At 64.7% G+C, this 11883-nt stretch carries 12 protein-coding genes and 4 tRNA genes; 5 read left to right on the top strand and 11 right to left on the bottom strand.

Annotated elements, in window-relative coordinates; all coding sequences use genetic code 11:
* The 4 genes from CQY20_RS26140 to CQY20_RS26125 all read left to right on the top strand — a co-directional run.
* Positions 1 to 766 (top strand): phage major capsid protein (locus tag CQY20_RS26140; RefSeq protein ID WP_133119136.1); only part of this gene is annotated, 766 nt, incomplete at its 5' end.
* A 2-nt stretch (positions 767 to 768) separates the two neighbouring features.
* Complete coding sequence (locus tag CQY20_RS26135; protein ID WP_097942997.1) at positions 769 to 1389, top strand: hypothetical protein; 621 nt, start codon at positions 769 to 771, stop codon at positions 1387 to 1389.
* Between the two features lie 3 nt (positions 1390 to 1392).
* Positions 1393 to 3270, top strand: coding sequence for a hypothetical protein (locus tag CQY20_RS26130; protein WP_133119135.1), 1878 nt, complete (start codon positions 1393 to 1395; stop codon positions 3268 to 3270).
* A 17-nt stretch (positions 3271 to 3287) separates the two neighbouring features.
* Positions 3288 to 3575, top strand: coding sequence for a hypothetical protein (locus tag CQY20_RS26125; protein ID WP_097942993.1), 288 nt, complete (start codon positions 3288 to 3290; stop codon positions 3573 to 3575).
* 90 nt (positions 3576 to 3665) lie between these two features.
* Here the strand turns inward: CQY20_RS26125 and CQY20_RS26120 are convergent, their stop codons facing one another.
* The 5 genes from CQY20_RS26120 to CQY20_RS26100 all read right to left on the bottom strand — a co-directional run bounded on the left by CQY20_RS26120 (position 3666) and on the right by CQY20_RS26100 (position 4922).
* A complete protein-coding gene (locus CQY20_RS26120; protein WP_097942992.1) occupies positions 3666 to 3890 on the bottom strand; it encodes a hypothetical protein in 225 nt (74 codons plus the stop codon).
* A gap of 206 nt (positions 3891 to 4096) precedes the next feature.
* A tRNA-Val gene (locus CQY20_RS26115) sits at positions 4097 to 4171 on the bottom strand.
* A 14-nt stretch (positions 4172 to 4185) separates the two neighbouring features.
* A tRNA-Cys gene (locus CQY20_RS26110) sits at positions 4186 to 4259 on the bottom strand.
* Positions 4260 to 4285: 26 nt separating this feature from the next.
* Positions 4286 to 4358, bottom strand: a tRNA-Gly gene (locus tag CQY20_RS26105).
* A 93-nt stretch (positions 4359 to 4451) separates the two neighbouring features.
* A complete protein-coding gene (locus tag CQY20_RS26100) occupies positions 4452 to 4922 on the bottom strand; it encodes a DUF6636 domain-containing protein (protein ID WP_174814638.1) in 471 nt (156 codons plus the stop codon).
* Positions 4923 to 5079: 157 nt separating this feature from the next.
* Between CQY20_RS26100 and CQY20_RS26095 the strand changes: the two genes are divergently transcribed.
* A tRNA-Val gene (locus tag CQY20_RS26095) sits at positions 5080 to 5151 on the top strand.
* Positions 5152 to 5238: 87 nt separating this feature from the next.
* On the opposite strand, the gene CQY20_RS35230 is transcribed toward CQY20_RS26095, so the two are convergent.
* The 6 genes from CQY20_RS35230 to CQY20_RS26065 all read right to left on the bottom strand — a co-directional run bounded on the left by CQY20_RS35230 (position 5239) and on the right by CQY20_RS26065 (position 11794).
* Entirely contained in the window at positions 5239 to 5619 is a 381-nt protein-coding gene (locus tag CQY20_RS35230) for a hypothetical protein (protein ID WP_174814637.1), read from the bottom strand.
* A gap of 301 nt (positions 5620 to 5920) precedes the next feature.
* Positions 5921 to 7513 carry a protein kinase family protein gene (locus CQY20_RS26085; protein WP_097942990.1) on the bottom strand — a complete coding sequence of 531 codons (1593 nt, stop codon included), beginning with the start codon at positions 7511 to 7513 and terminating at the stop codon, positions 5921 to 5923.
* Positions 7514 to 7598: 85 nt separating this feature from the next.
* Entirely contained in the window at positions 7599 to 8012 is a 414-nt protein-coding gene (locus tag CQY20_RS26080) for a nuclear transport factor 2 family protein (RefSeq protein ID WP_097942988.1), read from the bottom strand.
* A 69-nt stretch (positions 8013 to 8081) separates the two neighbouring features.
* The gene (locus tag CQY20_RS35675; protein WP_234816423.1) at positions 8082 to 8705 is read right to left on the bottom strand and encodes a DUF4333 domain-containing protein; all 624 of its coding nucleotides are present in this window, start codon (positions 8703 to 8705) and stop codon (positions 8082 to 8084) included.
* A gap of 12 nt (positions 8706 to 8717) precedes the next feature.
* Complete coding sequence (locus CQY20_RS26070; protein WP_163700338.1) at positions 8718 to 10199, bottom strand: neutral zinc metallopeptidase; 1482 nt, start codon at positions 10197 to 10199, stop codon at positions 8718 to 8720.
* Positions 10199 to 11794: a serine/threonine-protein kinase gene (locus tag CQY20_RS26065; protein WP_097943005.1), complete on the bottom strand. Its 1596-nt coding sequence runs from the start codon at positions 11792 to 11794 to the stop codon at positions 10199 to 10201. The genes CQY20_RS26070 and CQY20_RS26065 overlap by 1 nt, the downstream gene beginning before the upstream one ends.
* Between the last annotated feature and the right edge of the window lie 89 nt (positions 11795 to 11883).

Here is an 11883-nt window from a genome sequence, read left to right as displayed (position 1 = left end):
GCACGGCAACTCCAGCCTTCCCCGGGCGGGGCCACTTCGAACCGCCCAGCCGGGGCCAATTCGAGTTGACATAGCCAATCTCACGTTCGGCACCGTGAACTTGAAAGCGTTCAAGTACACCTCGTCTGGCGCGGGCACGACGACCCCGCTGCGGGTCTCGGTGGAGCTGTTGCAGGACAGCGAGTTTGACATTCAGGGTTTGGTGGCCCGCAAGCTCGGTGAGCGGATCATGCGTAAGCAGGCGAGCGACTGGGCCGTTGGTACCGGCACCACGTTGCCGCTGGGCATCTGCCATGCCGCGCTGACCCCTGACCACGCCCTGGCGACCGGCACGACCATCACATATGCGGATCTCATGGACCTTGAGGCCGCGCTTGATCCTTCGTACGAGCAGAATGCGCGGTGGGTTTTCAACAAAGCAACGTGGACCTCGATCCGCAAGATCGAGGATGGCAATGGTCGTCCGCTGATCTTTGATCAGGCGGTTAGCGGCGCGGGCCAGGAACCGCAGAAGACGCTTCTCGGCTACCCTGTCGTGCTTGATCAGAGTTTCCCGAATCCGACCGGTGACGCGACGAATTTTGCTGTTCTGGGCGATCTTCGGGAGGCGTACGTCATTCGGCGCGTCGCTCCGCTGACGGTTGTCGTCAACCCCTATACCCGCATGAACAACGGGCAGGTCGAATATGTCGCGTGGGAGCGCGCTGACGGCACGATTCAAAACCGCAAGGCGTATGTCGTTCTGGCCACCGAGGACGTGGCGTAACCATGCCGTGGCAGCCACCGTATGCTTCGGCGGCTGACCTGGCTGGCTGGCTCGGGGTCGAAGTGGACCCCGAGTTAGCCCTAGCCACCGAGGCAGCTTCGCGAGCTATCGACCGGGCCTGCAACCGCCAGTTCGGTCAGATCAGCTCAAGCGAGTTCCGGTATTACACCGCCGAATGGCACCACGACCGCTGGCTTGTCGGCATCGATGACCTGATGACCGATACGTCGTTGACTGTGGAAGTTGACAACGATCAGGACGGCGTACCAGAGGCCGAAATCACTGAGTACCGTTTGACTCCGATCAACGCTGCGGCGATCGGCAAGCCGTGGACAGCGATTGAGATTCTGCCGTCATCGCCCGTCAAGCCCAACGGGTTACATCATGGTGTGCGCGTGTCGGCGCGGTGGGGCTGGTCCGCCGTGCCCAACGCGATCAAGCTTGCCACGATGATCCAAGCCAGCCGTCTCTACGAGCGCCGGCAAAACGTTGCAGGTCAGTTACGTGAAAAGGAAGTGGACGACGTACGCCTTCAATGGGGACTGACCGGCGGCACAGTCGAACTCGACGCCGATGTGCTGGCGTCCGTTGGCGCGTATCGACGGGTCTGGGCGGCGGTCTAAGTTATGACCGCCCCCAACACCCCGCAGCAGGCGGGCGGCATCTATTGGTGGGCCGCCAGCTTTGTCTCCGAACTAACTGGTATCCCCTCCGAGGAAGCCGTTGGCACGCCAACTCTCGCTAAAAGGGCAGTCGTTGAAGGCATTCCCTCCGAGGAAGCCTTCGGCGATGTCTCGGTTGTCTACCCACAGGTCATTTCGCCCTTGGGGATTGGCCCGGGGGAAATGGGGGAGCCAATCGTCGCGTATGCTGCCGAAAAGGTTATGCGCGCCGATTCCATCGAATCCGGTGAGGCATTCGGAACCACCGAACTGATTCGTGGATGGCTACTCGAAATGCAGGGCATTCCCTCCGCAGAAGCGTTCGGCAACACCAGGATTCCATCACCGCCGCAGTTCGACGCAGTGGGCGCCGGTCGGTCGCAGAATACATTCTTTGAAACGTCGATCTCGTATTCGCACAATGGGACGCAGAGCGCCTACCTGATCGTGGACGTGTGCGTGGGGTCCCCGTGCCCGGGTCTCTCGGTCACCTACGCTGGCACCGCCATGACGCAGTTGGCTGTCGTGGAGGAAATCGGCGCCTTTACGCTCCCTGGGCAGTTCTACCGCTTCGGGCTGGCCAATATCCCCGGGGGAACCCACACCGTGTTTGTCGAGCTAAACCGCTCCAGTGTGTATGTGGCGTCAAACTCGGTGTCTTACCTGAATGTTTCGTCCATCAGCGCGGTCGAGAAGACCGATGTGACAATCGCGTCAACCAGCCAGCCGACACATGAGATTGACGTTGCCGCAGCAGAGATGGCCGTTCAGGCGTTCGCCGGCAGAATCGACAGCTCTGGCGGCTTCCGCAACCACGATGGCGGAAACCTGCGATACAACGCGCTCAACAGTGTGTCTCCATTGTCGATCATGGACAGCGAAGCTCCAACCACATTTGAAGCAGAGGTCTTCCGAACCGATCAATACTGGGTCAGCGTCGTGCACAAGCTGATCGCTTCTATCCTGGTCGTCGAACCTACAGGCATCGCCTCTGACGAGGCGTTCGGTACGGCGAAGTTCGTTGTCGCCACTGATGAAGAGATCGCGCCTACCGGCATCGCTTCGGCCCAGGCGTTCGGCACCGCCAACGTCGGTATCGAGCAGTTCGTCACAGCCAACGACATTGAGTCTGCTGAGGCGTTCGGCACAGCGAAGACGCGCATGAAGGTCACGCCTACCGGTGCCTCATCGGCAGAGGCCTTCGGTTCCGCTGAAGTTGCGAAGGCTGACGTGCTGGCTATCGACGCACTTGGTGAAGGTTCTGTCAACAACACTGCAACCCCATCGTGGTCGCACACCGCGACAGAGGGCGCGGACGTGTTCGTCGCAATCAGCGTCAACGGAAACACCTCCGTCTTCGCGATATCGTCCGTCACCTACGGCGGCGTTGCGATGACCAAGATCGCGCAAGAGGAAATGAACAACCTTAGTACGCAGGGGCGTGTCGAGCTGTGGCGTCTGACCGGCGTCGCTGGCGGAGCTGCAACAGTGTCGGTCACATTCAACAACGCACCGTCCGGCAGTGGCGCCACCTGCCAGTCGATCTCGTTCGTCAACGTCGCGTCAGTCGGCTCTGCGCAATTAGACTTCGGCGACGGAAGTTTCTCTCACGGGCCGATCACGGTCGACCCCGGGCAAATCGCACTGCAAGTGTTCGGCGGCAACAACGTTGGTGCCGATAAGTTTTCGGGCCTGTCGGGCGGAACGAACCATTACAACAACGGTTTCGTCCTATCTGGCGATTATCGTTCTGCACTTGCGGTCAACACCGCTGACGAGACGACAACATTCACGACAACAGACGGCGGCCCCTGGGCCGGTATCGCCGTGGTCATCTCCTAACCCGAAGGACACGACAAATGACGCACGAGCATTGTTTCTGGGACCACCCCGAGGACCTTGTAATAGCGCATGTGCATGCGTATGCGGCACGGCTGTTGAGCGCCACCATGGAGGGAAATCGATACGCAGCCGATCTCGTCCTGGCTCAGATTGGCGACTGCGCCGCGTGCTTGAAGATTCTTCTCGGCGTGATCACCGCAATGTTAATCGACACCATGTTGTCGGGCCGAAGCCGCAAAGCGGTAGAGGCGCAGGTTGACGAGCTGCTGCTGCGAACGCAGCGACGCCTCGCTGAAATGCTTTAGGGAACGTCTCAGCAGCTCTCAGACGAACGAAAAACCCCTCCCCGGCGTAATCACCTTCGGGGAGGGGTTTTCGTCGTTCTAGGGAGGCGCCTAGTTCATCCCTCCGAGGCCCCGGGCGCCGTACACGTCGCGCGCCATTGTGATCATGCGGCGCCGGTGTTCGTCTTCTGGATCGGGAAACTGACTCAGGAATGCGTAGTAATACCCGTCCCCGAACAACAGCTCCAAGCGAACGCCGTCGTCCCAAGCTGCGAGGTCTGCGACCTGCTCAGGCGTGAGCAGGTGGGCGTAGTCGCGCCAGGTCGCGGCCATCATCGGTCACCCCTTGTCCTGTGCGACAGCGGATCGACTGACGGAGTGATTGTCATTTGCTAGCCTTCCCTGTTTGGGGTCGGAAAGTCAGCTCAGGCGCTCGTGTCCACCTATGAGCAAACATGCCTCGCGATATCCGGCATGTGGTGCATATGTGGTGCAAACCCTAGTAAGACTATCTAGATACATACTCTTACCTGCATCGGACGTGGTGCGCGATACTGGGATTGAACCAGTGACCTCTTCCGTGTCAGGGAAGCGCTCTCCCGCTGAGCTAATCGCGCCTTAACCGCCTGGTTGGAGGTGGAGACGGGAATCGAACCCGTGTGCACGGCTTTGCAGGCCGTTGCCTCACCACTCGGCCACTCCACCGTCGGGGTTGATGCGACTGCACCTCGAGCGGATGACGGGATTCGAACCCGCGACCCTCACCTTGGCAAGGTGATGCGCTACCAACTGCGCTACATCCGCGCGCCACGGACGAGATCGTCGCCCGTCGCGAAGGACGACGATAGTCGACCACAGCGGGAAGGTACAAATCCGTTCCGCTACAAGCTGAGCAGGTCACGCCAGGTGGTATGCCTGGCGTGACAAAGAGAACTCTCCGCCGTGCTGGACGTCCCGGCAGGAGATGCCCATTGGCGCGCTCGTGCACTCGATCGAGCCGGCCACGATCGTGTCGCCGAACGCCAGCGGATTGCCCGACGTCAGTGCTGTGTCCCCGGCGCAGACGACCTCGGCGGGCTTGCCCGCCTCGAGCTGCAGCCCCTGGCCCCAGTCGGTGTAGTCCGGGCAGCTCGCCGGCTTCGGCGGGGGCGCCCAGTCGCGCTCCTTGATGTCGCACCGCACATAGTCGGTGTCGATGTAGCAGCCGATGTTGCCCGACGGCGACGTGAAGCTGGTCAGCTCCGAGACCTCATGGACCGTGCGGGGGAGCGGCTCCCCGGGCGCAGCCCCGGCACCCCCGGCCGCCATGCCCATAGCGAACGGCCCAGCTACCGCAACACCCGCCAGCAAAGATCGCCACATCTTCATGCCGCCAAGATAAGCTCACTGAGATGTGCTCGTTCGGCGAATCCCCAAAACTGGCAAACCCTACATAGCAGATCGATGCCCCGCGAGGCCGCCCGCGAGCAGCGCATCGGATTCTCGGCTCATCGCCGCCGCGTGCTAACCTTCGACGTCGATCCCGGGTCTCGTAGCTCAGCGGGAGAGCGTCCGCCTCACACGCGGAAGGTCACTGGTTCGATCCCAGTCGGGACCACCCTCGATTGCGTTGGTGAGCCGCCAACGGAAGTGGATACCGCACCGATGACGCCGACGGCCTCATCGAGTCGCGTGGGCCACGCCCCTACACCCGATATACCGCACGCGCGCCGTCGGCCAGGCTGCTGAACGGATGCCAGCAGTGTGTGCAGTAGCGCCGGTTGACCGCGGGCTGTAGGTGGTGCTCGTGACACGGATCGCAAGCCAGTGCGTGCCCCCCGCAGCACTTCATCACGTAGATCCATTCGGCCGGTTTGGAGCACGCACTGATCACCCGGAACGGACGCACCCTGTTGTCCACCGTCTTGGAGTCACAACAACGTTCGTCCTCACCGATGTCCAGGATCTCGTCGATGGGGCGTCCGATGATCACTGCGTTGCCACCGCGATCGGTGACGCCGAGCGTGGCTTGGCGCTCCATGCCGCCGACGACAAGGATTTTCTTCCCGTCGAAGTCTGTGCCCATCAGTGACCCGTTTCTCGGATTCGACCTGCTACGTCCGGTTTGAACGTTTGATTGTGGGGCGCCGAATCGATCGCTCCGGCGCGCAGGTCTGTCGAAAGTCAAGCCTGGCGCGCTGCGGGGTGAGCTGTCTTCACCCGCGCAGCACCAATCACCCGGGTGAGCACGAACTGACCCCCAGCCCCGCCTCAGCGCTGACTGGGTGAGCTGTGGCCACCGCGAGATCGCCGCGGCGACGGCGTCATCCGATGGTCACACGTAGACGCCTTCAACTCGCGGGCGCTCCGGATACGGAAACGACAGACTAGGCGCGGCCCGTCGGCGACAAACTGATCTCGGAAATCTCGGCCCGGCTTGCGCCGTCAGTGCTTCCCAGCGTTGCGATCCACACCAGCAGGTTCGGCGTGGGAGTCCGATTGGTCAATGCAATGCGATTCGTCCCGGGCTGCATCGGGGTGGGCGCGCTCAACTCCACCGTGTCGGCCAGCGTTGCGGGATCACCCGACGCGCCGCGAATCTGGATGACCGTCCCCGAGCTTCTGAGGTCGACCGTCACCGCGTCCAGCGCCGTCGGCTGCGGCAGCTTCACCAGCAGCCCCAGCCCTTCCTTGAACTTCGGGAACGGATCGGCGTCGAAGTAGCGGTCGGTCGCCCACGCGGTGCCGGGGTCGCCGTCGATCACCTTGGCGGCGTCGTCGGGATTGTCCGGTCGACCGTCGGGCGAGAAGACCGACGCCGAGACCGGAATTAGCGGCGCCGCGGCCTGCGGCGGCGGTGCTACCGGTGACGGCGCCGGAGCAGCCGGAATGTCCGGGTTCAAACCCAGCCGTTGCGCGTCGAAGGCGGCGGTGTTGTCGCCGGAGAACACATCGTTGAGCGTCGAGCCCAACATTGCCACGCCCGCGACGATGATGACCGCTGCGGCGATGAGCATCGCCTGCACCAGCTGCTTGCGGGCCCGCCGCGCCTTGTCGGTCGGATCGACGTTTCGGAAGTCAGCGTAGCCACCGGGCGCGGGCGCCGTTACCGGCGGCATCACCTCCGCAGACGAATCCCGCTGAGAATCAGCCGTATTGACCTCACCGAGCGCCAACCGCAGCAGACCGAGAAGCTCGGCCGCGCTGTCGACGCCGTTGTCCGGGCGGACCAGCCCGGCGGCCGCGCTCGACAGCAGGAACGGGACACGACGGTCGACCGCAGCCGGTTCTTTGGGCCAGCCCGCCTCGTCGAGGTCGGCCGCGACCCACCCGGCGGGTATCGGGTCATCCGCCAGCCAGCGGTCGACGAGCAGCGCGTAGAGCGCCCCGCCGATGCCGCGCAGATCGTCTCGCACGGTTGCCTCGGGCAGGCACGTCGGAAACGCGAGCACAGCGTTGCCCTCGGTGCTGATCCGGATTCGGCCCGGGTGGTCGATGCTCAGCCTCAATCCGGCGCGGTGCGCCGCATCGGCGGCGACGATCAACGACTTCAACGCCATGGCCGCGGCGGTCGGCGACGGGGACGTGTCGGCGACCTCCCGCAGGCTTCCGCCATGCACCCACTCACTGGCCACCAGGCCGAACGAGCCGGTGTGCATCACGTGCAGGATGCGGGCGACACCGACGACGTCGAGCCCTCTCAATCGCATTGTGAGCGACAGGATTACGTCGACCTGCGAGGCGTTCAGCTGCCCCTCGACGTCGACCAGGCTCAGCCCGACAGCCGTTCCGGTGACGAAGTCGATTCCCTGCCAGAACTGGACGTGCCGGCAGGCGCCGTAGAACGTGATGAGCCGGTAGCGCCCGGCCACCATCGCGCCGGGCACCAGGGTGGTCGGGTCGCCGACGGCGGACAAGACCCGCCTCGCCTGCGCTATCGGCAGCGGGGCAGTTACGTCGTCGAGTTCGTCATCGGTCATGGGTGTGGCGGGCGCATAGGGTAGCGATTCGAACGAAGTAGCCGCATCGGGCCCCGCCTAAACGGTACCGCGTCCGCGGCGTCGGTCAGCTCTTCGGCCTGCCCGAGTGAATCGTCTTGGAGGCGGCCTCGATTTGGTCGTTCATCGACTTGAGGTCGTAGGCCTCGCGCCACTGCGTGATGCGGCCCTCCTCGTCGAACTCGAACACCGCCATCACCACCGTCGATATCGGTGTGTCCCCGACCTTGGCCCGGCTGACCTGTTCGAGCATGACGGTTCGGCCCTCGCGCACCATCGTCGTGATGTCCACCGTCACACCGCCGAGCGACTTCAACTGTTCGGCGATATCCGTGGCGATCGCGTCGGCACCGCGGCGCACGCCGTGCGGCCCGTCCACCCACACGGCTTCGTCATGGAAGAAGGTGCGCAGTACATCGGCGTCGGGTTCGGCCCAGACGTCGAAGAACCGCCGTACCAGTGACTCTGGCGATTCGCTCATGGGACTGCCCGCCGCCGAAAGTAAATCGTCGTTGAACCCGCGTCCCTTTAAGGTAGCTCACCAGCGGCGTTAACGGGGCCTGTCGACCTCATACGTGCCGTCGTCGTCTTCGAACAGCACCAACACCTGCCGTTTGCGGCCGTCGACGACGACATCACAGGTGAAGGTGGCGCCCTTCTTGACCACCGGGTCGTCGCCGCCGTTGCAAACGACGTCGCTGACGCTGGTGGCGCCGTAACCCTCGACGGGGTCGACGAGTATGCGTTGCACCCCGGCTTCGGCTTTCGACACGTCGAGCACCTTGCCCGTGAACACGTCCAGTTTCGACATGCCGACCCAAAGCCCCAGTGCCCCCACCGAAATCGCGACGACACCGATTGCCACCAGCATCGGGAGCTGCACGCCGCGACGTCGCCGCGGCGACGGCTTTGCGCGGTGACTCTTCGCGGTGGGGCTCGGCTGCTTCTTGCGCGGGGGACTCGGCGCGGCCGGTTGGGCCAGCCGATACGGGTTGTCGGCCGGCGGCCGCGGCGCGCGCGGCGGGGGAGAGACGCGCTTGTTCGCGTTCTTCCACCACGGCTCCTCGGTGCTCGGCGGTGGCGTGCTGCCCCCTGCGCCTGGGCGCAGCGGGATCTCCACTGTCTTGTCCTCAGGCCCTGGCCGGTGGGGCCGATGGTCCCGCGGTCCGCTCACGAGCCGATTCTCTCAGGCGAACCGCTGGAAGCAGCCCTCAGCATCACCGAGCAGCCCGGTGCGGAACGCCAGGATGCGGGTGAAGCCAGAGGGCACCGGGATGCCGTTGACGTCGGTGGCCGCCACCGCGTTGGTGAGCAGTCCCGACACCGCCTCGTCGAGATCGCCGGCGCCGATGACCAACTGGTTGCCCGACGGCCCTTCAATCGGTTCGGCCATTTTGCGCTGGGCGACACCGGTCAGGCACGCGGTGCGCATCGCCGCCACCGGCGAATCCAGCGGCAGGCCCCGATCGCGTTGCAGCGCAAGCACATACCGCGAGATGACCATCGACAGGGCGGTGTTGTCGCCCTGCAGCAGGACGAAGTCGCTTTCGTCGGCGGGCGCGCCGGCCTGCTGCAGTGCCGGCATGTCGACGGCGATCGTGTTCGAGTCGGGGCAGTACGCCACCGGCCGCTGCCGGCCCACCGGGCAACCGCTGCCGTCGGTCGCAAGGGTCGGCGGGTCCGTCATCGGGAAAATCTGACCCATCAGTTCCATCAGCGTCGCCAGCGTCTGGTCGTCGATCGCGATGTCGCTCTGCGGGCTGGCCGTGTCGAACAACGACGCCGGGAGACCGCCGCGGCGCTGCTCGATCTCGGCGGAATCGATTGCGGCACAACCATCGGGACCGGCGTCGAAGCCCGTCTGAATCGCGCTGACCCGCTCCAGCGCGGTGCCGTGCGACGGAGGGTCGAGCGCCAGCGTGTCATAGGTGGAGATCGGGTCGCGCCCGGCGATCGCCCCCGCCAGTACCTGGTCGAGCGCTCGGCTGGTGTTCAGGGTGAAGCGCGGCGAGTTGCCCTCGGCCACCCAGCGCAGGTAGACACCGGCCAGGCAGTCGGCCTGCTGCTCGCGCACCAGAATCGACGACGTCTGCTCACCGACCAACCCGGCCTGCCACTGCAGCGCATGGCCGTATTCGTGGGCCAGCAACCCGTTGATCGTCATGTCGCCGAAGAACTCTCTGGCCACGGGCAGCAAATTGACGCGGTCCCAGGCGATCAGGTCGTCGGGCACGCAGAACAGCGCGTTGAACTCGAACACCGCTGACTGTTCGCCGCACACCGTCATCGGCGTACGCGGATCGACCGAGATGAGCCGGGACACCGGAACGAACGAACCGGCGAACGACTGGGAGTAATGCTTGGTCCAGAAGTCTTCGATGTCGTCGATCGCCAGCAGCGCGGTGCGGTCGATATCTCCGTCGTCGGTGTTCTGCACGCGGCCGAGCGCCGACGGGGCGGGCACGCGCGGTCCGCTGGGGCCATCCGTCGTCGGCAGGCCCGCGACCCGGTACGGGTCGTACTGCATCGACACCGCGCGGCCATCGACCTTGGTCGGCTGGCTGCAGCCCGCGACGGCCAACGCCACGCACAGCGCGGCGAGGACGGCCCGGACAGACAAGATCACATCGCGACGGTACCTGCCCCGCTGCACGATCCCGGCCTGCATCAGTTCAACGCGGTGGTGCCTTTGCGCGGGTGCGTGGTGCTGATGAGCTTGGCGAAGCAGTAGTTGTTGCTCAGCCCCTGATCCCGGCACCACTGCAACGCGCCGTCTGAGGTGGGGAAGGTGAAGGGCGCGATCGTGACCCAGAAGTCGGGCGCGTCGAACACCGACCAGTCACCCGACCACAGCAACAGGGCTCCGTACTGATCGCGCAGGCGCAGATGCTCCTGCAGGATCTGCGAGTTGTCCCACGTGTGGCCCTCGTCGAAGACGCCTGGCCGTTTGGAACTCAACTGCGGAACCCACAGGTTCTCGCCGTCCCGCTTGACGATGTAGCGGTCCTGGGCCGCGATCGCGCGCAGCTGCGCGACGGCCGCGTCCACTGGCGGACGGGCCGTCGCGGGCACCGAAGCTCGAGCCGTAGGAGAAGGTGGCGGCGCCGCCGTGGGCTTCGCGGTCGGCGACGGAGCGGGTGCCTGCACGGTGACGGTGGGTGGCGGTTGCGCGGTGACCGTCGTCGGCGCAGGGGTGTTATCGGGCGTCGACCTGTCGGACACGAGCAGCCCGATCACGACTCCCAACGCGCCGAGCACCAACGCCGCGATCACGCCGATGATGAGGATCGGCACGGAACTGCTCCGCGTCACCGCGTCCTCGAGCGTCACCGTCGGCCCCGTGCGAGTGGCCCGCCCCGGTGCCGGTGGGTCGACCGAGTTCGGCAGCGGTGAGATCCACGGAGCCATCTGCGTATTCACATCCGGCGCGGCGACCTCAGCGCTCGCCCGAACCGCCCGCTGTGCCGCGCGACCGAACGCCGACGCGGTGCCGTACCGGTCGTCGGGATCCTTCGCCATGCCACGAGCGATGACGGCATCCAAAGCGGCGGGAACCCGTTTGTTGGCTTCACTCGGTTTCGGCGGCGGAGACGACACGTGCGCCGCGATCAGATGCTCATAGCTGTCGCCGGGGAACGGCAGATCGCCCGTCAGCGCCTCATACAGCAAGCACGCCAACGAGTAGATGTCGGAGGCCGGCGTGCTCGGCTCGTCGTTGAACCGCTCTGGCGCCATGTAGGCGAACGATCCGATCTGCGTGCCGGCCATGGTCAGCCGCACGTCGCCGTGCGTCTCAGCGATGCCGAAGTCGACGAGGTAGGCGAAATCGCTTCGCGTGACGATGATGTTCTGCGGCTTGACGTCGCGGTGGATCAAGCCCTCCTCGTGCGCGGCGTCGAGCGCTTCGGCGATCTGCTGGACGATGGCCACCGCCCGATCGGGTTCCAGCGGCCCCTTGCCGATCAGCTCGTGCAACGTCTGACCCTGGACCAGACGCATGTCGATGTAGAGGTTGCCGTCGATCTCGCCCCAGTCGTGGATCGGGATGACGTGCGGCTCCTGAAGAATTGCCGCCGCGTGCGATTCGCGGAGGAAGCGGGCGCGGTATCGCTCATCTTGCGCGTACTGGTCGGGCAGGATCTTGAGCGCCACTTTCCTGCCCTTGTCGGTGTCGTAGGCCTCGTACACCTCGCCCATGCCGCCCTTGCCCAAGAGCGCTGTCAGCTCGTAGTGGCCGAATCGTTGGCCCACTCGCGTATCGATCGATGTCACTTTGCGCGTCCCCGTTGCTCGAGACTTGAATACCGGCTGCTTCGTACGGTTGCTGGATACGCGGTAACGCAGGAGAGCCG

The sequence above is a fragment of the Mycolicibacterium agri genome (assembly GCF_002553505.1).
Lineage (GTDB): Bacteria > Actinomycetota > Actinomycetes > Mycobacteriales > Mycobacteriaceae > Mycobacterium > Mycobacterium agri.
This window is presented reverse-complemented; position numbering and strand designations above follow the sequence as displayed.

Bases quoted from the DNA above. Each gene is read 5' to 3' on its own strand.
- CQY20_RS35230 (WP_174814637.1), bottom strand. From the start codon at position 5,619: ATGGGCACAGACTTCGACGGGAAGAAAATCCTTGTCGTCGGCGGCATG.
- CQY20_RS26125 (WP_097942993.1), top strand. From the start codon at position 3,288: ATGACGCACGAGCATTGTTTCTGGGACCACCCCGAGGACCTTGTAATA.
- CQY20_RS26130 (WP_133119135.1), top strand. From the start codon at position 1,393: ATGACCGCCCCCAACACCCCGCAGCAGGCGGGCGGCATCTATTGGTGG.
- CQY20_RS26085 (WP_097942990.1), bottom strand. From the start codon at position 7,513: ATGACCGATGACGAACTCGACGACGTAACTGCCCCGCTGCCGATAGCG.
- CQY20_RS26070 (WP_163700338.1), bottom strand. From the start codon at position 10,199: ATGCAGGCCGGGATCGTGCAGCGGGGCAGGTACCGTCGCGATGTGATC.
- CQY20_RS26135 (WP_097942997.1), top strand. From the start codon at position 769: ATGCCGTGGCAGCCACCGTATGCTTCGGCGGCTGACCTGGCTGGCTGG.
- CQY20_RS26080 (WP_097942988.1), bottom strand. From the start codon at position 8,012: ATGAGCGAATCGCCAGAGTCACTGGTACGGCGGTTCTTCGACGTCTGG.
- CQY20_RS26120 (WP_097942992.1), bottom strand. From the start codon at position 3,890: ATGATGGCCGCGACCTGGCGCGACTACGCCCACCTGCTCACGCCTGAG.
- CQY20_RS26100 (WP_174814638.1), bottom strand. From the start codon at position 4,922: ATGAAGATGTGGCGATCTTTGCTGGCGGGTGTTGCGGTAGCTGGGCCG.